The organism is Candidatus Accumulibacter sp. ACC005, assembly GCF_907163215.1.
Lineage (GTDB): Bacteria > Pseudomonadota > Gammaproteobacteria > Burkholderiales > Rhodocyclaceae > Accumulibacter > Accumulibacter regalis.
On the sequence record NZ_CAJQUB010000009.1, the window covers coordinates 66010 to 92527 of the forward strand.

Sequence of the window (26518 nt, forward strand, 5' to 3'; positions counted from 1 at the left end):
TGAGTAGCTAAGAGTGTAGCTTAGGCGATAGCTACTCACCGGTTGGTTCTGAGGGTTGGCCTAGCTACTCACTGGAGGCTCTATGGCACGATTGACAGGGGTTCTTACGGACATCCAAGTACGACATTGGATCAAGGCGGGGGCGCCCGTTGCCAAATCCGACGGGGCGGGTCTGACCTTCACGCTATCGAGTACGGGCGCTGCATCTTGGGTTCTGCGCTACCGCATCGGCGGCAAGCAGAAGGAGCTTACCCTTGGCAACTACCCCGACATGACGTTAGGCAAGGCTAGGCAACTGGCTTCAGCAAAACGTGTGGCGGTGCAGCAGGGCGTGGATGTCGCCGTGGTCAAGCAGGAGCAGAAGGTTGCACTATCCGCTGCGGGCTCCGTGAAGGAACTCTGCGAAGAGTACTTCGAGCGGACGGTGAAAGGCCGGATCAAGCGGCCTGACCTAGTCAAGGCCATGCTCGACAAGGATATCGTTTGCATGCTGGGGAAGTTTCGGATCGCTGATGTGAAGCCGGTCGACGTGGATCGTATGGTGGCTGGTATCGTCAGGCGTGGATCGCCAGTTATGGCGAACAGGGTTCTTACGACAACAAAATCGGTTTTCGACTACGCCATTCGTCGCCACTGGATTGAGCACAACCCGGCAGCAGCATTTACCCGACGCGACGCTGGCGGTGAGGAAAGTCCCCGAAGGAGAGCTCTGGAAGATGCAGAGATTACTGTGCTGCTCAAAGCGTTTAGCATCGCCGGGCCCGTGTTTCGTCCGTACGCGCTAGCGGTTCGGCTGTTGCTCCTTACCGCTGTTCGCCGTTCCGAATTGGTGCACGCTCCTTGGTCAGAGTTCGACTTCGAACGCGCTCTGTGGGTCATTTCATCAGTACGTCAAAAGACTGGCGGCAAGTCCGGTGGAGGGGATTTCACTGTGCCACTCACGCCACTAGCACTTGCGTGGCTAAATGAGTTGAAGATGATTGGCTGCGGGAGTGACTATGTCTTCCCGGCAAAGCGGCGTGGGGTGCGGGTGACCTTGGCACCGGAGACGCTAAATTGGGCCTTGGCTCAGATCGACCATGGGCTTGAGCACTTTACGATTCACGATCTGCGTCGTACGGCGCGCACACATTTGGCAATGCTTGGAGTTAAGCCTCATATTGCAGAACGATGCCTAAATCATCGACTGCCGGGTATCAATGACGTCTACGACCGACACGATTACCTTGACGAGCGACGCGACGCTATGCTCCTTTGGGAGAGCAAGTTGCGCGCGTTGGATGCTACCTCCCTGGTTTGTTATCAGGAATCAGTGGCCGCCGTCAGGGCTTGACCATACCCGCGGAGGCAGCTACCGATGAGTTTGCTTCGATTGGGCTGGCGGCCGTTACCGAGGTACGCTGCCGTGATTTTGCACGTTGTCCCCAAGATAACTGCCGGGATGACAGCCACTCTGCGTTTCTGCGTCCTCCTGAGAAACGGCTACATGCATGATCTCAGGACTCTGGGCTTCCGTTCATCATTTCTTGCCATAGTTAGACGACGATGAGCGAATTATCGGCGACACAGGTGGAGTACAGATTCGGGAAGAGGGCCACCGGCCGATCAATGGCGACAGCAGATAGTTTTCAGCAGCACATGCCTGGCTGTAGTCGGATGTTTGCCGACGGAACGCTTGCGAGCGCCTGTTTTGGGGACGGGCTACACCCCGTTTACTCGCTTTCAGGCAGGTCGGTGGCTGTATCGAGTGTCAAGCTCTCAACGTCCGCACTCGGAGGCACACTTCCCTCATCCACCATTTTCCCCGTCTCCTTCCGCCGTGCCGCCAGTACCGCGCGCGTGGCCATCTGCCGGATCTGTCCGGCCAGACGAAGGATCCGCCGCTTCCATTCATAGACCCCGCGCGCGTATTGGCTGTCGGTGATGACGCATGACAGCCAGAGCGCATCCAGGTGGGCCATCATCGCGTCGAACTCGCGGATGATCGCCAGGTACTTGATCGAACGCGGCGAGGTGATCTGCACATCGATGGTCTTGGCACTGGTGTAGCCGATCGCAGTCTCGATGCCATTGCCCTCAGCAACTTCCTTCAGCCGCAGCGATTCCTTGCGAATCTCCTCCAGGGTCTGGTCGATCTGAGTATCGACCAAGGTATCGACTTCCTGCGCCTGCTCTTCGCTCCCGATGAATCGCAAGACCACACTCAACGAGAACAGCGCGTTGGCGCACATCTCGTAGCCACGGTCGAAGATCTGCTGCGCGTGCAGCGAATTGAGCAAGGCCTTCTGCGTCAGGAAGGGCCGGCTGTTGTCCTGCCGGACCGATGGAATGTGCGTCGAATCGTTCCTCTGTCGCTGTGCCATCTGCCGTCTCCCGGAGTGTCGATCGCCCAGCGTACCGTTTGCACCGCGAGCGCGACCTTCGAAAAGCGCCCAGAAGCGACGCATTTCAAACTCCTGCGACGACCGTAGCGGCAGAGAATTCAGCTATCTCTCGTTCCGTCTATGACGATCGAAGTGAAGGTAGCTGGCCTTCTTCATAAACAGCATTCTCTCCAACCCCCGGCGGGGTAGCCCCGTCAGGATACGGCGGCGTCCCTGCCTTCCTTGTCAGGAGGCCATATGCCCTCGTTGAACAGAGTCACCCTCATCGGCCATCTCGGCGCCGACCCCGAGGTTCGCTACACCCAGAACCGAGAAGCGATCGCCACGATCCGGATCGCGACGACGGAGATCAGTAAGGACAAGTCGTCCGGTGAACGCAAGGAAACCACCGAATGGCACCGCGTGATCTTCTTCAACCGTACGGCCGAAGTCGTCGGCGAGTACCTCAGGAAGGGTTTTCCGATCTACGTCGAAGGTCGCATCCAGACCCGCAAGTGGCAGGACAACGCAGGTCAGGATCGCTACGTCGTCGAGATCATCGGCAGCGAAATGCAGATGCTCGGTGCTCGTCCATCAGCGAAGGACGCCAAAGCATCGAGTTCCGTCCCGCGTCGTGCCGACACGGTTTCGTCTGATCAGGCAAGCAGTGCAGCCGTCGACGAAGTGCCGGCCATGGAGCCGTTCTAAGTCGGTCGTCACGTTTTTTCCCCACCGGGCGGTCATTCTCCCGGACCGGGAGCCGACTGCCCTCCACCTCAGGAGGTTCGTTCATGGAACGTGTCATTCTCGTCCTTGCCATGCTGGCAGGGCTTCACTTGCTTCTGTCGTTTCTCCGTTGCTCGGCACAAGCCCTCAAGAGCTTGTTGAACCGTAGACCCGAAGCGATGGCAGCGTCCGAGCCGGTGAAGGTCACGAGCACCCTTTGGCAGCAATACGACCGACCGGCTTACCAGCGCCGGACCGGGATCGACATTGATCCCGCCAAGAGCGGTGAGGCTTCGTTTGAAGTGATCGCCTGAACGCTCATCCCCCTGCGGGGCATCGCCTCCGCATCAGGGGAGGGATGCCCTTTATTTCTTAATGGAGGCACCTCATGGCACTCGTTCTTCTTTCTTGCTGCATCACCGGCTGGATCATCAGCCGTCCGATCATTCGCGCGCTGGGGCTCTGAACATGGCTTTCGACCCCGCACACGATCAAGTCGTGCAATCCAACCCGCTTCTCGTTCGACTTTTTTCGGCGCTCTCGATGGCGCGTGCTTGCGATCTCCACCAGAGACTCCAGGCAGGGCGCACCGACCCGGAAACCCGCCGGCTGCTCCGACGGGCTCTGACCCTCTTGAAGCAAGAACAAGCAGCGAACTGAACCACGCCCCGGCTTGCCGGGGCTTTCCCGAGTGCGTTTCCAAAGCGCCCTCCGGAAAGCAGGCTTTGATCGAGCGATTCTTCGCCCGAGCAAGTCGCGGTAGCTGGCCGCACGAAACAAACAGCATTTTCATCCACCCAGCCGGGGAGGCCCTCTCCGGAAGGGGCTGGTGACTCCGGCTTTTTTCTTCTGGAGGCACCATGGACGTCAGACATCCTGGCCTGCTGCGCATGCCGGCCAAGCAATACCACGCCGATCAATCGATCGGCCATTCGGGAATCATCAAGCTGCTCAAGAGCCCCGCGCATCTGCGCGAAGCCCTCGATCATCCGTCGCCGCCAACGCCGGCGATGGCGTTTGGGTCCGCGGTTCACACCCACGTCCTCGAACCGGATCGTTTTTCCGAAGAGTTTGCGGTGGTCGAGAAGTTTGATCGCCGCACCAAGGAAGGAAAGGAAGCCGCTGCCCGCTTCGAACAGGAGAATCAGGGCAAAACCCTGATCACTTCACTTCCGACGACCTGGCGACATTGACCCGAGTGCGCGCCGCCGTTCACGCGCACGAGGGGGCGGCCCGCCTGTTCTCGCAGGGAGAAGCCGAGTTGTCGGCATTCTGGACAGACTCGCTCACCGGGATCCCCTGTCGCTGTCGTCCGGACTGGTTCAACGGGACGGCTGTGGTGGATCTCAAGAGCTGTGTCGATGCCAGCAGCCGCGGCTTTTCTCGCGCCATCGCCAACCTCGGCTACGACATTCAAGCGGCGTTCTACGTCGATGGAATGAAAGCCGTGACCGGCACGGAGCTGCCCTTTCTCTTCGTCGCTGTCGAGAAGGAGGCACCTCATGCCGTGGCGCTTTACCGGGCTGACCCCGAAATCATCGAGGTCGGTCGCAAGAAGGTCCGGGCAGCACTACAGCTTCTGAAGTGGTGCCAGGATTCCGGCTGCTGGCCGGCTTACCAGCCCGGGGGTGAGATCGAATTGATCTCGCTACCGCGTTGGGCAGCCAACGCCGACGCTTTCGAGTTCGACGCCGCCTGATCGGCAGCCATTTTTAGTTCATCAACCCCGGCGGGGAGACCAGTCCCCGCTCCGGGAGGCATGGTGTCCCCGCCATTTGTATTTGGAGGAAACCATGTCCCAAACCTTGCGTAACATCCACAGCGCCCGCCAGGGGAATACGACCAGCGTGGTGTCTTTTCCAGCGATGCTCGAACAGCTCAAGGGCGAGATTGCCCGCGCGCTGCCCAAGCATCTCAGCGCCGAGCGCATGGCGCGGATCGCACTGACTGCATTTCGCATGAATCCGAAGCTGTCTGAAGTGGATCCACGCAGTGTCGTCGCGGCGGTCATCCAGTCTCCTGATTAGGCATGAACCTCAGCCATCCGAATCGTACCCTCGGGTTGCGGTCCACAGCGAGCTGCGGCGACAAGCAAGCGCTGATGCAACGTCCTGAGATTGAATCGACGGTTGAAGCGGTAGGTGAATGCCGCCAAGTACCGAGCGGCATACTTTCGGAAGTCGAATGCATGGTAGCTGCCACTCAAACTGGTCTTGAGGTTACCGAGGACGGTGTTGATCCAGTGGAACTCGGGCAAGTCTTTCGGCTTTCGCCCCGCGACGACGGTGGGCTGATGCACACAGCCGGCCGCGGTGACCGCGCTGAAACAGGACAGCCCGTCGGAACAGACGGTGCTACCCACGGCCAAGTTCGTGCTGGCCCACGCCGCAATCGCCTTGAGGGTGAAACCGGGCACCGGCGAGAGCTTAACGCGCAAGGGATGGCCCTCATCGCTGAGCGAGACGGCGGCCACGAAAGGAACCTTGTTCTCGGAGCCGCGACCAGCCTTGCCGCCGCTACGCTCGCCGCCGAGGTAGGCATCATCGACCTGGACCTGACCTTCGAGAACGTAGCGTTCTTCGCGCACGGCCATGCTGTGCATCAGCTTGTGGTCAATGAGCCACGCCGTTCGATAACTCACCCCCAGCTGGCGTTTGAGCGCGAGTGCCGACAACCCGGTCTTGGCCTGACTGATCAGGTAGATGGCAAGGAACCAGACCGTCAGCCCAAGCTTGGTGCCCTGAAAGATCGTGCCAGCAATCAGCGAGGTTTGATGGCGGCAGGCGTTGCACTGGAACATCTTGCGGTTCGCACCGCGAAGAACGCAATACGCCGACGTACCACAGCAAGGGCAGCGGAAGCCCTCGGGCCAGCGAGCGGACTCAAGCGCCGCTTCGCACTGGGGCTCGGACCCATATCGTCCAAAAAATTCAGGCATCGACAGGCCTGGCTGGAACTGAATTCGATTCATCGACATGGTGAGCTCCTCGGGGCAATAACTGTACGTGCGTACAGTATATGCTACCTTCGGGCTCCGGGAACACGTACGGCTGAGGTTCGTTGCTAATCAAGTCCAGTCTTGCCAGCTCGGTCTGCAAATCGGCCTGATGGGCGAAGCGCATCTCGTCGTGTTCGGTAGCCAGTGCCAGTTGATCCCCGGCTATCAGGGGCTCGTGAAACTCGCGCGCAACAGCGGCAGCGTGCAGGACATCTATGCGCACGAAGTGCGGATCAATGACAAGTTCGACATCGTCTTGGGCCTCAACCGTTCCTTGATACACGAGCCGTTGAAGAAGAACGGCTTCCCGGCGTCCGACGACGAGCGCGGAGCGATCGCCGGTTTCTACGCCGTGGCGGTGTTCAACGATGGCTCACGCACCTTCTACGCCCTGTCGAAGGTGCAGGTCGAGTGGGTACGTGACCACTCCCGCGGTTACCAGATGGCGAAGAAGAACCGAAAGGAGAGTCCCTGGGACACGCATTTCGTCCCGATGGGCCTCAAGACGGCCATTCGCCGCCTGTGCAATCTGCTGCCGAAATCGCCAGAGCTGGCCATGGCACTGGCCATGGACGAACTCAACGAACGCGGTAAAACCCTGAACATCGGGATGGCCGAGGCGATCGATGGCTCCTGGGCTCCGATCATCGACGACGAATCAAGTGAATCGACGAGTAACGAGGCGGGGGCGGACGACCAGAAGTCCGGTCGTGAAGGCGGCAAACCGCCGCTCGATACGCTCCTCGCCAGCATCAGCCAAGCTGCATCCGTTGATGACCTCGACGAACGCTATGCCAAGGCCGAAGACACCGCCGACGACGGCGATCTTGAGCAGTTGCTTCGCGCCTATCGCAGTCGTAAGGCAGCGTTGACCGACACGGCTTCACCGGTCAGCGCGATTGTCGGCGTAGCGAAATGAGCGCCCCGCGAGGAAGTGATCGCGGTGTCTCTATCCTTGGCCGATGGCCCGAGGCCACGACAAACGGCTGCGGTCCGCACCGAGCGAGCAGAAGCACCTGGCGAAGGCTACCCGTGGTCTGAGGATGACCTCGTCAGGCTCCACAGGCGCCTGTTGCACAAGTCGCTGCGCGCTTTGTTCGATTCGAGGGTCTGCACCGCTACACGGGTGGAGATCCTCGACTGGCTGCAGTCCCCGAAGGATTGTTCGAATGCCTTCTCGTATCACGCGTGCTGCGCGCTTTTTGGCCTCGATCCCGAAGTGATTCGGGATCGGGTGCTGGAACGCTACCGGCGACGCGATCCCCGATAAACCCCCGGCGGCAACGCCGGGCTTTCCGCAGAGGGTTGATGCAGCCCTTTGCGGAAAGCAGATCCTGGCGTCGGCGTCGGGCCGGTGGAATTCTCCGTGTTGCTGCGAGGTGGTGCGCCCCAGGATTGCATTTCGGGACGGACATGGCTCAGGCGAGAGTTCTTGCCTGACACGATCTGACGACAGACCGAGCTGCGGGCACGCGGTGGACACAAGTAGCCAGGACTCTGCAGCCGATGGTTGCCGCGGGTCGGCAAGAGCTGTTCGAAGTGCTGCGACGCAAATCGTGACGCGAACGTCCGCTGTGCCGCGTAAAGAAGACGGGTTTGCGGTCGGCTCCAATGACTCCTCTTCGGCCAGAGCGGCCGTTCGCAAGGACCGGGTTCTCCGCGCCGAATACCCATTTTGAATGTCCGCTTTCGCTATTTCTTGCGTTCGCTGATCCCGGCCCGAAGCACCGCATTGGCGACGAAGTAACCTCAATGTTTGGCGGCCCACAGAAATCGGGTCCAAGTTGTTGTTGCGACTTCGCTAGTCAGCGGCCTCTCTCACGAACACTGGGTGTTGGTCCCGAAGCGTCTGCCGAAGTCCCCTGCCTACTGACTATCGAGCCCCAGCAAGTCAACCAGCAACTCCATCCGGCTGCTTGCGCCGATCTTGCGGTAGGCCTCCCGTAAGTGGCTCTTGACCGTATCTTCGCTGATAGAACAGCGCTGGGCCAACTGCGCGTTGGTCAGGCCACTGAGCAGGCTTTGTGCGGTGATCTCCAATTCACGCGGCGACAAACCGTAGTGGCTGAGGCGGCGGCGAATATCCTCGCGTCGGCGAAACGGTTCCAGGCTAATGATCGTCAATCGAGCACCCTGGCGCTGTGCCACGGCCCAATGATCGCTGGCGGCGCCGTTTTGGCCATTGCCGTCACCCAAGCCATCGCCGGTTTCCTGCAGGGAAAAGCGTGTCAGCAAGCTCGCCGCACGCCAGGGCAGGCGGTTTACGCGGTAGCGCTGGCACCCCAAGCGCAAGCTTGCCGAACCTGCGGGGGGCAGAACACCCAACACCGCCGCCGCACTTCCCTGCGGAATCAGGCGCTGCGCCACCGCGTTCATGAACAGCAGTTGGCCGCTCGCCCCGAAAACCAGGATCCCGATCTTGGCAAAGGTCGCCTGATTCGCCTCCCTGCGCCGCCAGGCAATCGCGCGCCCCAGGTGTGGCGCAATACGATCGAGCATGGCCACCTCGTCCCGGTCGAAATCCTTCTCACCTTTGCGCCGGTGCACGCTGACTGCAGCCAGCGGCTCCCCATCGAAGCCCACAACCGCAGCCAGCGCGTGGTGATAGGGCACTTTTGGCATGAAATCGGCAAACTCCGAACGGTCGAGTTCCTCTGGGCTTGCCACATCGGAGAGACGCACCGTCTGGTTGAGGACCAGGGTTCCGGGATCCCTGCGCGCGTAAGGGTCGAACGCGGCGTAGTGCTGAAGATAGGGGACATTGTTCTCGGGCGGGCAATCGAAGCAGAACGCCTCCTGCAGTTCGAACGTTTTCGGCTCAATGGGCAATAGCACACCGCTGGAGAACGCGAACAACTCCCGCAATCCCGTAAACAGCGAAGTCAGCATCTGACCACAATCATCGCGGTCGTAGATCAGCTCGATGATGTCCAGTAGCTGCTGCTGGCGGCGAAGCATGCCCTTCATCCCATCCCCCCGACGAGACGATCGTCTATCACGAGAAATCATAGATGCGGGCGAGCGGAATCGACAGAAAAAATCACACTTTCGAGTGATTCCCTATGTTAAAGCATGGTGATAGATTCACAGGTCACGATGGTCGGTGCCGCAGCTTGTGCTGATAGTCCCTGGTTCCTTCGTCAGCGCAGCAACCGTTGGCCGAAAGTCGTGAGGAGCGACTGCGAGTCGGCAACCGCTGAATCATCAAGGCTTTTCAAAAGGGGAAACACGGGGGAGGCACGAGAATGTTCAGGATCGGGTGGATGTTCCGCGCGCTTGTCGCGTCAGTGGTGCTGCTCTGCGGGGCAGCGCAGGCCGTTACCATCAATTACCAAGCAAACGGTCTCTCCGTCTTCCCCGGACCGAATCGCTGGTCCTACGCGTACCAGCTAAGCGGCAACTTCGGTTCTTCCGAGGGGATCAATCTCCTCTATCCCGCGGTCGATTACGCCGACCTCGATCTGACCGAGCCTCCTGACCTTGGGGAATGGTCCCGCCTGCTCACGCAACCTGATCCTGCCTTCCCTGCTGACGGCCTGCTTGGCATCAACGCAATGGCCGTGCTTAGCCCCATCGATCTCCGCTTCACCGTCGAGTTTACCTGGCTGGGCAGCGGCCGCCCGGGTGACCAGCCATTCGAAGTCGTCGATGACTTCTTCAATGTCGTGGCTATCGGTCGCACGACCTTACCCGACCAGCACGGTGTTCCCGAACCCGGCAGCCTGCTGCTGGCCGGCGTTGCCCTGGGCCTGCTCAACTTGAAGAAACGTCTCTGCTGAAAGAGCTACCGCTGTACCGGCCGGCACCGTCACCACACCTGCCGCGAGTGTTGCCCATCCGGCCATTTGTCTCTCGTCATTGCGCGGAGAAATCCGCCAGATCGCCACACGCGGTCGCTGCCGGCCGCAGCCCAGGGGATTCGAGTCATGAGCCAGCCTCAAAAGTACGTCCGCGGTCGGCGCCGCATCAGCGCGCTGCTTTTCTCGCTTCTGCGCCGCGTCAGCGGCTGGCTCGATAGCTGGATCAAGCGCCACCGCGCGCAATGGGCCACAAAACGGGAGCAGCCGACCAACTCGTCGACCCTGCACTTCGAAGCCCTCGAACCCCGGCTCCTGCTCTCGGCGGACCTGGCTGCCGGCAGCCTGGCCTACGCGGCCCCACCCCGCTGCTCCCCGGTGACAACGTCAGTGCCCTGTTCGAGGTCCATCGCCCGGATAACGAAGCACTGTCCAACCCGGTACGCATCGCCTTCTACGCCTCGACCGACGCCAACCTCGACACCGCCGACACCCTTGTCGGCCAGGTCGACGTGGCCGCCGACCAGCTGCCACAGGGCAGCCATGCGATCAATGTCGCCCTTGACCTGGCCAACCTTACGAAGCCGGGCCAATACCGCCTGATCGCCATCATCGACCCCGACAACAGCCTCGTGGAAAGCGACGAGACCAACAACCAGAGCCTGGCCACCGCGCCCCTGGACGTCCAGTTCGCGGTCGGCCAACTCCCCGGCCGCAGCCCGGTTTCGTCTCTTGACCTGACCGATGCCGACGGCACGCGCTTCACCCTGAGCATCGTCGGCCCCGGCGTTGCCCGCCTCGACGCGAGCGCCAATGGCTACCACCTGACCCTCAGCGACACCGACGCCAGCAGCCGCGTCGAGTTCGCCGGCAGCGGGGGCGACGGCCGCGTCATGCTCTCCGGAATCACCGCCGCGAATCCTCTCGGCAGCCTCGTCGCGCCGATCGCCAGCCTCAGGGGCGCCGCCACCTTCACCACCATCGGCAGCCTGAGCCTCGCCGAGATGTCCGCCGGCGCCAGCCTCGAAGGCAACAGCCTGGGCAGCCTCAGCGTCAATGAGGACGCCCTCGGCGACCTGCGCCTGGCGGGCATCGGCGCCAGCGGCTTTGTCCTCGGCCCGGTGCAGGTCGGCGGCGCCATTGCCGGCCTGTGGTCGATCAGCGGCCGCGCGCACAGCATCAACGCCGAAAGCACACGTGCCGACTGGCGCGCCAACATCAGCGCGCCGCTGACCCAGCTCGCCACTCGCGGCGACGCTTCCGGCCAGTTCGCGGCCGCCGCTCTGCAGATCCTGCAGGTTGGCGGCAACTTGCAGGGGATGATTCTGCGCATCGGCGCCAACCTTGGCAGTGACGCGGTCCTCGGGGGGACGGGCAGCGCTGCCGACGCCTTCGGCCCCGGCACGCTGGCCCGCATGCGCGTCAGCGGCGACATCGACGACAGCTTGATCGTCATCGGCCTCGACCCGCGCAACGGCACCTACTTCGACGGCGACGACCAGCAGGTCGGCAGCCCGACCAACCGCGTTCAGGAACTGCTCGTCGGCGGGCAGCTGACCGGCAATACCCGTGTCGTTGCCCCAGCCTTCCCGGCCAGTGTGCGCATCAACGGTGCCCTCGTTAGCCCGGGCAGCCTCGGCCAGCTCGCCAGCACGCCGCCCGACCTGACGGGGCCGACGCTCGTCGCCGGTCTGCTCGACGACAGCGGCGCATCGGCCAGCGACGGCATCACGCGCGACCCCAGCGTCGTCGGCCAAGCCAGCGATGCCGGCGCGGTCAGCCGGCTGCTGGCGGCGCTCGACGCCACGGCCACACCGGCCCTGATCGACCTGAGCAGCGCGCTGCAGGCCGACGGCAGCTTCGTGCTGACGCCCGTTCTGCTGGACGGACTCGCCGGCGGCAGCCTGAACGACGGCAGCCACACCCTCCGCCTGTTCGCCGAGGATGCGGCCGGCAACCGCTCGGCGCCGGCCGAGCTTTCCTTCACGCTCGACCGCAGCGCGCCGGCGGTCGGCCTCGAACTCGATCCGGCCTTCGATACCGGCCAGCCCGGCGACCAGCAGACGACCGCCTCGCCGGTCGATCTGCTGGTCAGCAGTGAGCCCGGCAGCCGCGTCGAACTGCTCGACGCGCGCGGGCAGACGCTCGACGACGCCATTGCCGACGCCAGCGGCAGCGTCCGTTTCTCGGCCATCGCGCTGCTCGTTGGCGAGAACCGCTTCAGCGCCCGCGCCACCGATACCGCCGGCAACCACGCGCTCGCCGATCTGACGCTCACCCGCCTCGCTCCCGACACCACCGGCCCGGTCGTGACGCTGCAACTCGCCAACGATAGTGGCGCCAGCGCAAACGATGGTGTGACCCGTGACGCCACGATCTCCGGCACGGTCAGCGACGAAAGCGCGATTGCCTCGCTGCGCGCCGGCTTCGGCAGTGACCCGGCGGGCTTCACCAGCATCCTTGACACTCTGCAGGGTGACGGCAGCTTCACTCTGGACGCGGCGCGTCTGGTGCTACTCAACGGCGGCACGCTGGACGACGGCGAGCACACGCTGCGCGTGCTGGCCGCCGACAGCGCCGGCAATACCGGGGAGATCGGCGAACTGGCCTTCAGCCTCGACAGCGCTGCGCCGGCGGCGCCGACGATCGATCTGCTGGCCAGCAGCGACAGCGGCCGCAGCGACTCGGACGATCTGACCAACGACGCGACGCCGACGCTGGCGATCACAGCGGACGCTGACAGCGAGATCACGCTCTTTCTCGGCGGCTTGCCGATCGCCACGCTCGCCGGGCCGGGTGGCGAGGTGACGGTCGAGCCGCTCGCCGACGGCAACCACGTCTTCAGCGCGCGGGCCGTGGATCTCGCCGGCAACCCGAGCGCGCTCGGCAGCCTGCAGATCCGGGTCGATACGCAGGCGCCGCAAGGCACCGTCGTCAGCCTGCATCCGGACAGTGACAGCGGCGTCTTGGGAGACAACGTCACCGAGAACGCCAGCGTCCGGCTGAACGTCACGACCGAAGCAAACGCGCTGACCGAGTTGCGCAATGGCCTCGGCAACCTGCTCGGCACGCTCGCCGCCGACGACACGGGCAACGTCAGCTTTGCCCAGGTTCCCCTGGCGCTGGGCAACAACATGTTCGACGTTACGGCAAGCGACGCCGCCGGCAACCGCAGCACAGCCAGCCTCAACGTGACGCGTATCGAGGGGCAGGCGGGCGACACGCTGGCGCCGACGCTGGTCGCCGCGCTGGCGGTCGATAGCGGCCGTTCGGCGAGCGACGGCATCACCAACGACCCCACGGTCAGCGGCCGTGCCGACGACAACTACGGCGTCATCCGCCTGTGGGCGGCGCTCGACCCGGCGGCCGGCGCTGATGCCGATGGGGATCTCAGTGCAGCGCTGGCCAGCAATGGCGATTTCCTGATCACCCGGTCGCAGCTCGACGGCCTCGCTGGCGGCAGCCTGGGCGATGGTGCGCATGTCCTGCGCCTGCAGGCCGGGGATACCGCCGGCAACCGCTCGGTGGCCTTCGATCTGGCCTTCGTGCTGGATACCGTGGCGCCACCGCTGACGAGCTTCGGTCTCGACCCCGGCTCCGACACCGGCGAACCCGGCGATCTGCAGACCAGCGCGAGCGTCGCGACGCTGATCGGGCTGGCCGAGGCCGACACCGACGTCCGCCTGATCGCGCCCGATCGGCAGACCCGTGCCGACGCCAGCGGCGCGTTCGGGTTCTCCGACCTTCCGCTGCTTCCCGGTGACAATGCCCTCGCCATCGAACTGACCGACCTCGCCGGCAATACCGGCCAGGCAAACCTGACCGTCACCCGCGTCGACCCCACGGTCGAAGACCCCGTCGCACCGGTACTTGCCGCTGCGCTGCGCACCGACACCGGCCGCAGCAACAGCGACGGCATCACGCGCGATGCGACGATCGCCGGCGTGGCCACCGACGACACGGCCCTGAGCGTCCTGCGCGCCGGCTTCGGCAGCGACCCAGCGACCTTCGTCGACGTGCTCGACACGGTACAGGCGGATGGCAGCTTCGTCCTCGACCTGCCACGACTGGCGCTGATCAACGGCGGCGCGCTGCCCGACGGCAACTACACCTTGAGCCTGCGCGCCGAGGACGCGGCCGGCAACGCCGCGGCCACCCGCGTCGTTTTCGCGCTCGATACGCAGGCGCCGGCGGCGCCAAGCGTTGGCCTCTCGCCGGCCTCTGACACCGGCGCCGTCGGCGACGGCGAGACCGAAGCCGCCCGCGTCACGCTCGTCGGCGGCACCGAAGCCAACGCCGACCTGCTGCTGCTCGAAACTAGCACCAACGGCGTCGCCAGCAACAGCGGCCGTTTCTTCCTGCCCGACGTGCCACTTGCGCTGGGCGACAACAGCATCACCGTGCGCGCGATCGATGCTGCCGGCAACGCCGCGCAGACCAGCCTGCTGCTCCAGCGCAGCGCCACTCAGACCAGCGGCGATGCCGTGCTGCAGTGGAACGACATCGCGCTGGCGGCGATCCAGCTCGACGCCAGCACGCCGCCGGTCGCCACCCGCGGCCTGGCGATGCTCAGCATCGCCGTGCTCGATACGGTCAGCGCCTTCGAAGGCACGCCCGGCTATTACGTCAGCCGCAGCGCGCCGGCCGGCGCGTCGCTCGAAGCGGCGATCGCCGCCGCCGCCGAGCGCTTGCTTTCCTACCTCTACCCGGCGCAGCAGGCGAACTTCGCGGCCGCCTTCGCTGCAGCACTCGGCGGCATAGCCGATGGCGCGACGAAGACCGACGCCATCGCGCTCGGCCGATCGATCGCCGACGACGTCATCGCCCTGCGCCGGGGCGACGGCTTCGACGATTTCGTCGACTTCAACGGCGGCACGCTTCCCGGCCAGTGGCAGGCCACCGCGCCGATGTACGCGGTCGCGCTGCTACCGCAGTGGGCGACGCTGCAGCCCTTTGCGATGAGCAGCCCGAGCGACTTCCGCCCGGCGCCGCCACCGACGCTTGATTCGGCGACCTACACCGCCGATTTCAACGAAGTCAAGGCGCTGGGCAGCGCCACCAACAGCACGCGCAGCGCCGAACAGACCGAGAGCGCACTCTTCTGGGCCGACGGCGCCGGCACCGCGACGCCACCCGGCCACTGGAACCGCATCGCCGCGACGCTGGCCGCTGCCAGTGGCAACAGCCTGGCCGCCAACGCGCGCCTGTTCGCCCAGCTCAACGTCGCGCTCGCCGATGCGACGATCACCGCCTGGGACGCCAAGTACCACTACAGCGCCTGGCGGCCGATCACCGCCATCCGCGCCGCCGACGCCGACGGCAACGACGCCACCACGGCCGACGCACAATGGACGCCGCTGCTGATCAACCCGCCGTTCCCCGAGTACGTTTCCGGGCATTCGACCTACAGCGGCGCAGCCGACGCCATCCTCACCAGCGCCTTCGGCCAGAACGCCGCGTTCACCATCGGTTCGGACGGACTCCCCGGCGTTCAGCGCAGCTATGCCAGCACCCATGACGCTGCCGAGGAAGCCGGGCGCAGCCGCATCTACGGCGGCATCCACTTCGAGTACGGCAACCAGGCCGGCCTGGCAGCTGGCCGCGCGCTGGGCCAACAGGTCCTCGATGTCTTTGCTGCCGGCGCCGATACGCAGGCGCCGCGCTTGCTGCTCGACCAGGCCGAAGGGCTGGTTACCGCCAGCAACATCGAAATCAGTGGTCGCGTGCTCGATGCGCTGTCCGGCGTCGTGACGCTGGAAGGCGCGCTGGACGCCGACAGCCCGGTTTCGATCGCCTTCGACGGCGAAGGACGCTTCACGCTGGCAACCGCCTTCGCCCTCGACGGCTCGGCGGACGGCTTGCACACCCTGACGCTGACCGCGACCGACGCGCGCGGCAACCACAGCGCGCCGCTCACGCTCGACTTCACACTCGATACCCGAGCGCCGGCGATCGGCGTGACGAGCCTCGCCGATGGCGACGCTCTGAGCGCTGCCTCCAGGCTCGCCGGCAGCGCCGATCCGACCGGCTCGCCGCTGATCCGGCTCACCTACGCCTTCGACGGCGGCCAGCCGATGCCGGTGCCGTTCGACGCCACGACCGGCCAGTTCGATACGGCCTTCGATCTCGCGAAACTCGCTACGGGCACGCATGCGCTGACCCTCGAGGCGACCGACGCCGCGGGCAACCGGGCGGTGAGCACGCTGAACCTGACGCTGCCCGAACTGATCCCGCTGACGATCACCCGCGCGACGCCGAGCAGCGGCGCCGATGACGTCGGCGCGACCTTCCGGCCGAAGGTCTTCTTCTCGCGGCCGGTGGACGTGACGACTCTAAACAGCAGCAACTTCTACGCCACCGACACGACTGGCGCCAGGCTCGCCGCGACGATCGTTCCCGCCGTCGACGGGAGCTTCGCCTGGCTGTTCCTGCAGAACCCGATGCCCGGCGCGTCGACGATCAGCGTCCACGTCGTCGGCGATACCATCCGCGCAGCCGACGGCGGCCAAGTGCTCGACGCCGACGGTGATGGCATGGCCGGCGGCAGCTTCGTGTACCGCTTCACGACGGTCAGCGTCACGCCGATCGCCGGGACGACGATCACCGGCCGGCTGCTCGACCCGGGCGACGACCTGAAGCCGATGACCTTCGACGACATCCGCTCCGGTGCCGACGGCGTGCTGCACACGGCGGATGACGTCTTCCTCAATCCGATTGCCGGTGCCAAGGTCTACATTCTCGGACTGGAAGGCAACGTCGTCTACACCGACGCCGATGGTTTCTTCCACCTCGACCAGGTGCCGGCCGGCAACGTCAAGCTGGTCATCGACGGCCTCACGGCGAGCAACGCGCCCAGCGGCGCGTTCTACCCCGAGATGGTGCTCGATTTGACGATCGAGGTCGGTTACGACAACACCGTCATGGGCAGTATGGGCACGCGCGAAGCGATGGCGGCCAACGAGGAGCGGCAGGAGGTCTATTTGCCGCGCTTGCAGACGTCGATCCTGCAGACGGTGAGCGGCAGCACGACCACCGACATCGGCGTCGATGCGGCCTCGGCACCGAATCTAACCGACGAGCAGCGCGCGCACCTCAAGCTCGAAGTGCAGCCGGGAACGCTGATCGATGCCGACGGGAATGTGATGAGCGGCGGGCAGGTCGGGATCAGCACCGTGCCACCCGAGTTGGTGCGGGACATGCTGCCGCCAGGGGTGCTGCAGCATACCTTCGACATCACGATCCAGGCGCCGGGCGTGGCGGCGTTCGCGACGCCGCTGCAGATCACCTTCCCGAATGTGTTCAATGCGGCGCCGGGGACGAAGTTGAACTTTCTGAGCTTCGATCATACGACTGGGCGACTGGTGATCGAGGGGACGGCGACCGTTTCGGCAGACGGGAAGTCGGTGACGACCGATTCGGGGATGGGGATAACTAAGCCGGGATGGCATGGGGTGGCGCCACCAAGCGCCACGGGACGAAGCGACTACCCGAAGAGATCGTCAAGCCCATCTCTCCCGGGAGGGGCACTTGGACCTGGCTCTGGAGCAAGCTCTAGCAGCGCAGGTTCTGGGCCGAATACAGTATTTGGGTACGCAGCGCTCGGAAACAGCAAGCCTGGATTTCAGATTCAACTGAACTGGCCATTTCCTACCGCTTACATCTTTCTCCCCGAGCAAGAGCAAGCGATCAATCGCGCCGCTACACGATGGGCTCGTGCCATTACCGGAGACCTTCCCGATGTCCCGTCAAATGACCGCGGGTTCGTTGATGACATTTCCATCGACGTAAACGTCGTGGACAGTCTGCCGAATGCGAGCGACTGGACTGTTGCGGTTGGGGGCCCAATCGAACTCCGTGACGGCTCGGCGCTACCGTTTCGCTCCGCCATCTACTTCAAGCGGGACTTCATCAGCCAATTCGTGTCCCCGTTGAGCACCGACTTTCTGGAAGAGGTAGCACTCCACGAGATTGGCCACGCACTGGGCTTCGGTATGAACAAGGTGTGGCGCTTCCGAGACGATGGGCTCATGTTAGTCAACGGTTCGTTCATCGGGTCCAATGCCATGGAAACATATGGTGGCCCCATACCCTTGGCGCCCGACCTAAAACACTGGAGCGAGACTAACTTTCGAAGTCCCAATGAAATCATGACTCCAGAGGGAACACCAGGGGGGCGGGGTCTGATTAGTAACGTGACAATAGCGAGCATGGCTGACATAGGCTATGAGGTTGACCTAACTGCGGCAGACATCGTAGTCGGCGCGAGACCCCTCCCGTTTACGTTGATGACAGATCACGCCGTGGTCGGAGGTGCAATCAGTCCTGCCGAAGCCGCAGTCGACCCTGTCGCCGCCAGTTATGCGTTTGCAGGCGACTTTGGGACCGTGCCCTCTCCAGTCGCGAATGGATTCGTTGGGATTACGCCAGAAGCCCTCTACTCCAGCATTCGGGGTTTCGGTTGGGATCCCGCAACCACCGCCACTGTCCACGGGGTCGATAGGGGTTCACTCTCTCACTACGGAGACACAACTCGCGACTTCATTGAATCAACCGAGGCAACGTTTCTGGTCGACGTGCCAAACGGGATCTATGACGTGATGATTACCCTCGGTGATTCGGCCTCCGCACGAAACCTGGTCCAGGTTACTCTGGAAGGAGAACTGCGGGGCAACGTTAGCACGCGAGCGAACGAGGTTAGAGGCTTGGTCTATCGTGCAGTCGTAGGTGATGGCCAATTCACGCTTATGCTTCGCGCGCCATCCCCGTTCGCCCTAGGCTCGCTAGTGCTAGATCGTGTCAATCTGGGCAGTGTAGATTCGAACATTGTACCGGCGGGGGGGCGATTCGCCTTTGCAATCGAAAACCTTGCCTCCGGGCTCATCATCCGCAATGCAGTCGACATCAACGCAGGTGACCCTCTGTGTTGGGATGGTGTAACGCTTTCTCCCAATACACCGTACCGCCAATGGGTTGTTAACGTCGACAGCCTGGAAGTGGGCGTCAGCGATTTCGTTACGCCGCCTTCTGGTCAGCAGTTCGATATGCCGGCTATCATCTTGGGTCCCAGCACGGCATACGACTCGGATGGGGATGGCTTGGACGACAGTGCCGAATGGATCCTAGGCACCGGTGTCAATGCAAGCGATACCGACGCCGATGGCATAAGTGACCTTGCCGAGATTCGACAAGGAACGGATCCTCTTGGCGGGCGAGCCCTACCCACCGGCATCGTCGCCGCCCTCCCGCTGCAAGGCCAGGCCAAAGCAGTCACCCTCGAAGGCTCAACCGCCAGCGCCGGAATCCAGACCGCCTACGTCGCCACCGGCAGCTACGGCCTGGCGATCGTCGATGCCTCGCGCTTCCAGCGGCCGCTCGTCCTGGGTCAGCTTGATCTCGCCGGCGACGCCGTCGACGTCGCGCTCGATGCACGTCTCAACATCGCCGCCGTGGCGGCTAGCTCAGCGCTGCACCTCGTCGATGTCTCCGATGCAACCACACCGGTACGCACGCAAACGATCAACATCCCCGCCGTCCAGGTCGAGGCGGCGAATGGTATCGTCTATGCTGCCGCGAACTGGGGCATCGAAGCCTACAGCCTGCTCACCGGCGAGTTGCTCCAGGTGTTGGCGCTCGGATCGGCGAACATCACCTCACTCGCGCGCGACGGCGCTACGCTCTTCGCGCTTGATGCGAACCGCGCGCTGCACGCCGTTGACATCTCGGGCTTGTCGATGTCCGTGCTGAGCAGCCTCGACCTGCCCACCGCGAGCGGAAAACTCTTCGTCGGCGACGGCATCGCCTACGTTGGCGCGGGCGACGGCAACTTCGGCGGCTTCGTCACCGCCGACGTCGCGGACCCCACGGCGATGACCCTGCTCAGCGACGTGGACAACAACAACCTGGAAGGCGAGGCGATCATCGCCAACGGCTCCGGCTTGGGCATCGCCGTTGGCCAGCTCAACTTCTTCCCTGCCTGGCGCTCCGGGCTCGACGTCGTCGATCTCCGCGACCCAACCAACACCGGCGCCTTCCTGACCCGCATCGACCTGCCGGCGCGTCCCTTCGACATTGCAATCGGCGCCGGCATCGCCTTCGTAGCCGGCGGGACGGGTGGCCTGCACGTGGTCAACTACCTGCCGTTCGACAACCAGGGACAGGCGCCGACGATTACCCTCAGTGCGCCGAAGGCCGACCGCGACCCGGCAACGCCAGGAATTCAGGCACTCGAAGGCTCGCTGATCAACGTCAAGCTCGCAGTCGGCGACGACCAGCAGGTACGCAACGTCGAGTTGCTGCTCGACGGTCAGGTGGTCGCCAACGACGTCTCCTTCCCCTGGAGCGCGACCGTCGCGCTGCCCACCCTGGCGGCCACGACCACCGCCACGATTCAAGCGCGGGCAACCGATACGGGCGGTAACACGACGCTTTCAAACGCCCTCGTCGTCGACCTTGTCCCCGATACCTTTGCGCCAACGATCGTTGCCAGCAACGTCGCCGACGGGTCGCGCCACGCCCAGTCCTTCCGCACCGTGCGCCTGCGCTTCAGCGAGGCGCTCGACGCTGCCGGAATCACCGCCGACCACTTCCGCTTGCTTGACGCGGGCAGCAACGCCATTCGCCCCGTCGACATAGCCCTCGGTGCCGGTGGCCAAGTCGTGACGATGACCCTGCCGACGCTGGCGCAAGGCAGTTACCGTCTCGTTATCGATGGCGACGTGGTCACCGACCGTGCAGGCAACACATTCGGTAACGCAGGACAGATCATCAGCGCTTTTGAGATCTCCGAAGCGACGGTCGAATGGGTGGCCCCGGCGGGCGGCGACTGGAATAACCCTGACAACTGGGATCTGGGCCGGGTGCCGGATGCCATCGACGTGGTACTGATCAACGGTGCCCCCGGTGCGCCAATCAACTTGAGCGGCGCGCCCGTTCGCTTGCAGGGGCTCGAGACCTTCAATCCGCTCAATATCTCGACGACGGTCGTGGTGGATCACGTTATAGCCGCGCATCAGTCAATCACCCTTAGTGGCGGGACTCTTTCGCGAGCGACGTTGGACATTGACGTGGGCAAAAACATCCTCGTTACCAACGATCTGAACAACCGGCTGGTGGGTGTGACGGTCAACGGCGATCTCGACATCAGCGGCAGTGGCGCTTTTCTGCAGGTCAAGGATCTGGTCTTGAACGGCACAGCAAGTCTGGGCCGCAACAGTTCGATGGCTTTCGAAGGCACGCAACGCCTTGACGGCAATGCCACGATCGCATTCGGGAGTTTTGACAGGTATCAGTATGGTTACCTGGAAATGCAAGCCGCAGGCACGCTTACGCTCGCACCTAATGTACTGGTGCGCGGCGGCTACGGGATCATCGGTGGCTCGTATCGCTTCGGCGAGGCGATGGCACTGGTCAACGAGGGCACCATCCGGGCCGACACCGGGTACACCCTCCAGATCGGCGGCACCAGCTTCAGCAACGCGGGATTGGTCGAGACCACCGATGGCGGCCATCTCTCCGCGAATGCCGCGACCTTTGTCAATACCGGCGTGGTGCGGTCGGGTGCAACCGGCTATCTCCTGGATATCGGCACCAGCAACTGGATCAGCAGCACCGGGACGATGGCCATCGAAGGCGGCACGTTGCGGCTCCTGGGCAGCTGGGCAACGGCCGGCTTTGGCGGTTTCACGCACAGCGGCGGCGCCGTGCAGTTCTACGGCGCGGTGGATAACACCGGTTCGACGCTGACCCTGGGGGCGACGCCGGGCAGCTGGCAGCTGCAGGGGGCGACGATCGAGGGCGGCACGCTGAACGTGAGCGGATCGCTGGTCGTTACCAATAATCTGAACAACCGGCTGGTCGGTGTGACGGTCAATGGCGATCTCGACATCAGTGGTGGCAGCGGCGCTTTTCTGCAGGTCAAGGATCTGGTCTTGAACGGCACAGCAAGTCTGGGCCGCAACAGTTCGATGGCTTTCGAAGGCACGCAACGCCTTGACGGCAATGCCACGATCGCATTCGGGAGTTTTGACAGGTATCAGTATGGTTACCTGGAAATGCAAGCCGCAGGCACGCTTACGCTCGCACCTAATGTACTGGTGCGCGGCGGCTACGGGATCATCGGTGGCTCGTATCGCTTCGGCGAGGCGATGGCACTGGTCAACGAGGGCACCATCCGGGCCGACACCGGGTACACCCTCCAGATCGGCGGCACCAGCTTCAGCAACGCGGGATTGGTCGAGACCACCGATGGCGGCCATCTCTCCGCGAATGCCGCGACCTTTGTCAATACCGGCGTGGTGCGGTCGGGTGCAACCGGCTATCTCCTGGATATCGGCACCAGCAACTGGATCAGCAGCACCGGGACGATGGCCATCGAAGGCGGCACGTTGCGGCTCCTGGGCAGCTGGGCAACGGCCGGCTTTGGCGGTTTCACGCACAGCGGCGGCGCCGTGCAGTTCTACGGCGCGGTGGATAACACCGGTTCGACGCTGACCCTGGGGGCGACGCCGGGCAGCTGGCAGCTGCAGGGGGCGACGATCGAGGGCGGCACGCTGAACGTGAGCGGATCGCTGGTCGTTACCAATAATCTGAACAACCGGCTGGTCGGTGTGACGGTCAATGGCGATCTCGACATCAGTGGTGGCAGCGGCGCTTTTCTGCAGGTCAAGGATCTGGTCTTGAACGGCACAGCAAGTCTGGGCCGCAACAGTTCGATGGCTTTCGAAGGCACGCAACGTCTCGACGGCAATGCCACGATCGCGTTCGTCAGCGGCGACAGCCGGTTCTATGGCTACCTGGAGATGCAGGCCGCGGGTACGCTCACGCTGGGTCCCAGCGTGTTGGTGCGCGGCGGCTTCGGAACCATCGGCGGCGCGCACCGCTTCGGCGAAGCCATGGAACTGGTCAACGAGGGCACCATCCGGGCCGACATCAGCGGACGCAACCTGCAGCTCGGCGACGGCACCAGCCTGACACGGGTGACCAACGCCGGAACGATCAGCGTCGATGGTGGCGCACTTGGCGTGGTGGCGGAAGTGGTCTCTGCCGTCGGCAGCAACGGCAGCGGCCAGTTTGCCATCAGCGACGGCACGTTCGATCTGTACAGCAACTTCGATACCACCGGCTTTGGTGGTTTCATCTCGACGGGTGGCGTGGTCAATTTCCGTGGCCTGGTGGAGAACACGGGCTCGACGTTGACCCTGGGTGCGACACCGGGCAGTTGGGTACTCAACGGCGGCGTCATTGAGGGCGGCACGCTGAATCTCGACAGCGCACTGGTGATCAGCAACAACACCAACAACCGCCTCCTTGGTATCACGGTCAATGGCGACCTGAACCTCTCTGAAAGCGACGCAGTGCTGCGGGTCAAGGACCTGGTTCTCAACGGCACGGCGACCCTGGGTTGGAACGGTTCGATCGCCTTCGAGGGTACGCAACGTCTCGACGGCAATGCCACCGTCGCCTTCCTGAGCAGTGACAGCCGGTTTTATGGCTATCTGGAAATGCAAACCGCCGGTACGCTCACGCTCGGCGCCAACGTGTTGGTGCGTGGAGGCTTCGGAACCATCGGCGGCGCGCGGCGCTTCGGCGAAGCCATGGAACTGGTCAACGAGGGAACCATCCGGGCCGACATCAGCGGACGCAACCTGCAGCTCGGCGACGGCACCAGCCTGACACGGGTGACCAACGCCGGAACGATCAGCGTCGATGGTGGCGCACTTGGCGTGGTGGCGGAAGTGGTCTCTGCCGTCGGCAGCAACGGCAGCGGCCAGTTTGCCATCAGCGACGGCACGTTCGATCTGTACAGCAACTTCGATACCACCGGCTTTGGTGGTTTCATCTCGACGGGTGGCGTGGTCAATTTCCGTGGCCTGGTGGAGAACACGGGCTCGACGTTGACCCTGGGTGCGACACCGGGCAGTTGGGTACTCAACGGCGGCGTCATTGAGGGCGGCACGCTGAATCTCGACAGCGCACTGGTGATCAGCAACAACACCAACAACCGCCTCCTTGGTATCACGGTCAATGGCGACCTGAACCTCTCTGAAAGCGACGCAGTGCTGCGGGTCAAGGACCTGGTTCTCAACGGCACGGCGACCCTGGGTTGGAACGGTTCGATCGCCTTCGAGGGTACGCAACGTCTCGACGGCAATGCCACCGTCGCCTTCCTGAGCAGTGACAGCCGGTTTTATGGCTATCTGGAAATGCAAACCGCCGGTACGCTCACGCTCGGCGCCAACGTGTTGGTGCGTGGAGGCTTCGGAACCATCGGCGGCGCGCGGCGCTTCGGCGAGGCGATGGATCTGGTCAACGAGGGCACCATCCGGGCTGACATCAGTGGACGCGACCTGCAGCTCGGCGACGGCACCAGCCTGACGCGGGTGACCAACGCCGGAACGATCGGCGTCGATGATGGCTCCCTTAGCGTGGTGGCGGAAGTGCTCTCTGCCATCGGCAGCAACGGCAGCGGCCAGTTCGCCATCAGCGGTGGCACGTTCAATCTGTACAGCAACTTCGATACCACCGGCTTTGGTGGTTTTGTCTCGACGGGTGGCGTGGTCAATTTCCGTGGCCTGGTGGAGAACACGGGCTCGACGCTGACCCTGGGTGCGACACCGGGCAGTTGGGTACTCAACGGCGGCGTCATTGAGGGCGGCACGCTGAATCTCGACAGCGCCCTGGTGATCAGCAACAACACCAACAACCGCCTCCTTGGTATCACGGTCAATGGCGACCTGAACCTCTCTGAAAGCGACGCAGTGCTGCGGGTCAAGGACCTGGTTCTCAACGGCACGGCGACCCTGGGTTGGAACGGTTCGATCGCCTTCGAGGGTACGCAACGTCTCGACGGCAATGCCACCGTCGCCTTCCTGAGCAGTGACAGCCGGTTTTATGGCTATCTGGAAATGCAAACCGCCGGTACGCTCACGCTCGGCGCCAACGTGTTGGTGCGTGGAGGCTTCGGAACCATCGGCGGCGCGCGGCGCTTCGGCGAGGCGATGGATCTGGTCAACGAGGGCACCATCCGGGCTGACATCAGTGGACGCGACCTGCAGCTCGGCGACGGCACCAGCCTGACGCGGGTGACCAACGCCGGAACGATCGGCGTCGATGATGGCTCCCTTAGCGTGGTGGCGGAAGTGCTCTCTGCCATCGGCAGCAACGGCAGCGGCCAGTTCGCCATCAGCGGTGGCACGTTCAATCTGTACAGCAACTTCGATACCACCGGCTTTGGTGGTTTTGTCTCGACGGGTGGCGTGGTCAATTTCCGTGGCCTGGTGGAGAACACGGGCTCGACGCTGACCCTGGGTGCGACACCGGGCAGTTGGGTACTCAACGGCGGCGTCATTGAGGGCGGCACGCTGAATCTCGACAGCGCCCTGGTGATCAGCAACAACACCAACAACCGCCTCCTTGGTATCACGGTCAATGGCGACCTGAACCTCTCTGAAAGCGACGCAGTGCTGCGGGTCAAGGACCTGGTTCTCAACGGCACGGCGACCCTGGGGCTCCAAAGCTCGATGGCTTTTGAGGGTACGCAACGTCTCGACGGCAATGCCACCATCGCTTTCCTGAGCAGTGACAGCCGGTTTTATGGCTATCTGGAAATGCAAACCGCCGGTACGCTCACGCTCGGCTCCAACGTGCTGCTGCGCGGAGGCTTCGGAACCATCGGCGGCGCGCACCGCTTCGGCGAAGCCATGGAACTGGTCAACGAGGGCACCATCCGGGCCGACATCAGCGGACGCAACCTGCAGCTCGGCGACGGCACCAGCCTGACACGGGTGACCAACGCCGGAACGATAGAGTCGGCCAACGGAGCAACGCTCGATGTGCTTGCGGAGAACATCAGCAACCAGGCCGGGGCGGAGATAATCACCGCTGGAGGCAATCTGAGCGCCGGCGGCACCAGTTTTACCAATTCCGGGTCCATCGAAGCTGCGGACGGGACGGTCACAATATCGACCACCACCTTCAACAATGCGGCAACAATTCGTGTAGCCGCAGGCGCCCGGATACAAGTCTCGGGTACGGTCACGATGGCTCCGGCGTCGATCCTTGAGGTGGTGTTTGGTGGATCATTGGCGAGCGAGATCGGACGGTTTTCCTCGAGCGGATCGCTTGCGCTAGACGGCATGGTCAGGGTGTTTTTGAGCGGCGGCTTCGTGCCGTCACTCGGAGCTGAGTTCGCCTTCCTAAGCTACGACGCCCGTGCTGGCCAGTTTGTCGGGGTGGATGACGCCGACGGGACTCCGGGCATCGGATACAACCTGACTTATGGTTCGATCGACGCGACCATAAGGGCAGTACTGGGGTAGGCGAGCGGACGGTGAAAACCAGCGCTTGGCGCTTCCGCCGTTAACGCTGTCCGTAGCCCCCGGGCGCCGGGGGCGGCCTTCGCTTACGCTCTGCAGGCCATCGACTGCGGAGGCGTTCTCGGGTGCCGGATCATCACCTTCAAGACACCAAGTGGCGCGCTTGCGTCGTTCTACGATCCGGTTTCCACTGGGGGGAAAAGCTTTGTTCCGAAACTTCGCCAGGTCGGGACTGGCCAACGAAGACTCTCAGAAGCAGACATTCGGAGCCGTCTTGCTCGTCATAGGATTATCGTTCTACGAATGGCGGCTCTGGCCGAC

Annotated in this window: 13 protein-coding genes; 10 read left to right on the forward strand and 3 right to left on the reverse strand. The window is 63.5% G+C overall.

The window, feature by feature from the left end:
- The first annotated feature begins 82 nt into the window (after positions 1–82).
- Positions 83–1333 (forward strand): site-specific integrase, encoded by a 1251-nt coding sequence (locus tag QZ613_RS11305; RefSeq protein ID WP_291982462.1) that lies wholly within the window; start codon positions 83–85, stop codon positions 1331–1333.
- A gap of 379 nt (positions 1334–1712) precedes the next feature.
- Here QZ613_RS11305 and QZ613_RS11310 read toward each other — a convergent pair whose 3' ends face one another.
- Positions 1713–2279 carry a hypothetical protein gene (locus QZ613_RS11310; RefSeq protein ID WP_291982464.1) on the reverse strand — a complete coding sequence of 189 codons (567 nt, stop codon included), beginning with the start codon at positions 2277–2279 and terminating at the stop codon, positions 1713–1715.
- 342 nt (positions 2280–2621) lie between these two features.
- Here QZ613_RS11310 and ssb point away from each other — a divergent pair, with 342 nt between their 5' ends.
- From ssb to QZ613_RS11335, 5 genes are all read left to right on the forward strand, one after another.
- The gene (gene ssb, locus QZ613_RS11315; protein ID WP_291982465.1) at positions 2622–3071 is read left to right on the forward strand and encodes a single-stranded DNA-binding protein; all 450 of its coding nucleotides are present in this window, start codon (positions 2622–2624) and stop codon (positions 3069–3071) included.
- Positions 3072–3154: 83 nt separating this feature from the next.
- A complete protein-coding gene (locus QZ613_RS11320) occupies positions 3155–3403 on the forward strand; it encodes a hypothetical protein (protein ID WP_291982467.1) in 249 nt (82 codons plus the stop codon).
- Between the two features lie 546 nt (positions 3404–3949).
- A complete protein-coding gene (locus QZ613_RS11325; protein WP_291982469.1) occupies positions 3950–4282 on the forward strand; it encodes a PD-(D/E)XK nuclease-like domain-containing protein in 333 nt (110 codons plus the stop codon).
- A gap of 5 nt (positions 4283–4287) precedes the next feature.
- Complete coding sequence (locus tag QZ613_RS11330) at positions 4288–4788, forward strand: PD-(D/E)XK nuclease-like domain-containing protein (RefSeq protein WP_291982471.1); 501 nt, start codon at positions 4288–4290, stop codon at positions 4786–4788.
- Positions 4789–4882: 94 nt separating this feature from the next.
- Positions 4883–5116: a hypothetical protein gene (locus QZ613_RS11335; RefSeq protein WP_291982473.1), complete on the forward strand. Its 234-nt coding sequence runs from the start codon at positions 4883–4885 to the stop codon at positions 5114–5116.
- On the opposite strand, the gene QZ613_RS11340 is transcribed toward QZ613_RS11335, so the two are convergent.
- Complete coding sequence (locus tag QZ613_RS11340) at positions 5113–6066, reverse strand: IS1595 family transposase (protein ID WP_291982475.1); 954 nt, start codon at positions 6064–6066, stop codon at positions 5113–5115. The genes QZ613_RS11335 and QZ613_RS11340 overlap by 4 nt on opposite strands.
- 28 nt (positions 6067–6094) lie before the next feature.
- On the opposite strand from QZ613_RS11340, the gene QZ613_RS11345 reads away from it, so the two are divergent.
- The gene (locus tag QZ613_RS11345; RefSeq protein ID WP_291982477.1) at positions 6095–7006 is read left to right on the forward strand and encodes a recombinase RecT; all 912 of its coding nucleotides are present in this window, start codon (positions 6095–6097) and stop codon (positions 7004–7006) included.
- Positions 7007–7953: 947 nt separating this feature from the next.
- On the opposite strand, the gene QZ613_RS11350 is transcribed toward QZ613_RS11345, so the two are convergent.
- Positions 7954–9054, reverse strand: coding sequence for a LuxR C-terminal-related transcriptional regulator (locus tag QZ613_RS11350; protein WP_291982479.1), 1101 nt, complete (start codon positions 9052–9054; stop codon positions 7954–7956).
- A 296-nt stretch (positions 9055–9350) separates the two neighbouring features.
- On the opposite strand from QZ613_RS11350, the gene QZ613_RS11355 reads away from it, so the two are divergent.
- The 3 genes from QZ613_RS11355 to QZ613_RS11360 all read left to right on the forward strand — a co-directional run bounded on the left by QZ613_RS11355 (position 9351) and on the right by QZ613_RS11360 (position 26200).
- On the forward strand, positions 9351–9866 hold the full coding sequence (locus QZ613_RS11355; protein WP_291982481.1) for a PEP-CTERM sorting domain-containing protein: 516 nt from the start codon (positions 9351–9353) through the stop codon (positions 9864–9866).
- A 147-nt stretch (positions 9867–10013) separates the two neighbouring features.
- The gene (locus QZ613_RS21150; RefSeq protein WP_366144457.1) at positions 10014–10487 is read left to right on the forward strand and encodes an LEPR-XLL domain-containing protein; all 474 of its coding nucleotides are present in this window, start codon (positions 10014–10016) and stop codon (positions 10485–10487) included.
- 812 nt (positions 10488–11299) lie between these two features.
- Positions 11300–26200 (forward strand): Ig-like domain-containing protein, encoded by a 14901-nt coding sequence (locus tag QZ613_RS11360; RefSeq protein ID WP_366144461.1) that lies wholly within the window; start codon positions 11300–11302, stop codon positions 26198–26200.
- The last annotated feature ends 318 nt before the right edge of the window (positions 26201–26518 follow it).

Bases quoted from the DNA above. Each gene is read 5' to 3' on its own strand.
- QZ613_RS11360 (WP_366144461.1), top strand. From the start codon at position 11,300: ATGCGCGTCAGCGGCGACATCGACGACAGCTTGATCGTCATCGGCCTC.
- QZ613_RS11305 (WP_291982462.1), top strand. From the start codon at position 83: ATGGCACGATTGACAGGGGTTCTTACGGACATCCAAGTACGACATTGG.
- QZ613_RS11335 (WP_291982473.1), top strand. From the start codon at position 4,883: ATGTCCCAAACCTTGCGTAACATCCACAGCGCCCGCCAGGGGAATACG.
- QZ613_RS11340 (WP_291982475.1), bottom strand. From the start codon at position 6,066: ATGTCGATGAATCGAATTCAGTTCCAGCCAGGCCTGTCGATGCCTGAA.
- QZ613_RS11355 (WP_291982481.1), top strand. From the start codon at position 9,351: ATGTTCCGCGCGCTTGTCGCGTCAGTGGTGCTGCTCTGCGGGGCAGCG.
- QZ613_RS11325 (WP_291982469.1), top strand. From the start codon at position 3,950: ATGGACGTCAGACATCCTGGCCTGCTGCGCATGCCGGCCAAGCAATAC.
- QZ613_RS11320 (WP_291982467.1), top strand. From the start codon at position 3,155: ATGGAACGTGTCATTCTCGTCCTTGCCATGCTGGCAGGGCTTCACTTG.
- ssb (WP_291982465.1), top strand. From the start codon at position 2,622: ATGCCCTCGTTGAACAGAGTCACCCTCATCGGCCATCTCGGCGCCGAC.
- QZ613_RS21150 (WP_366144457.1), top strand. From the start codon at position 10,014: ATGAGCCAGCCTCAAAAGTACGTCCGCGGTCGGCGCCGCATCAGCGCG.
- QZ613_RS11350 (WP_291982479.1), bottom strand. From the start codon at position 9,054: ATGAAGGGCATGCTTCGCCGCCAGCAGCAGCTACTGGACATCATCGAG.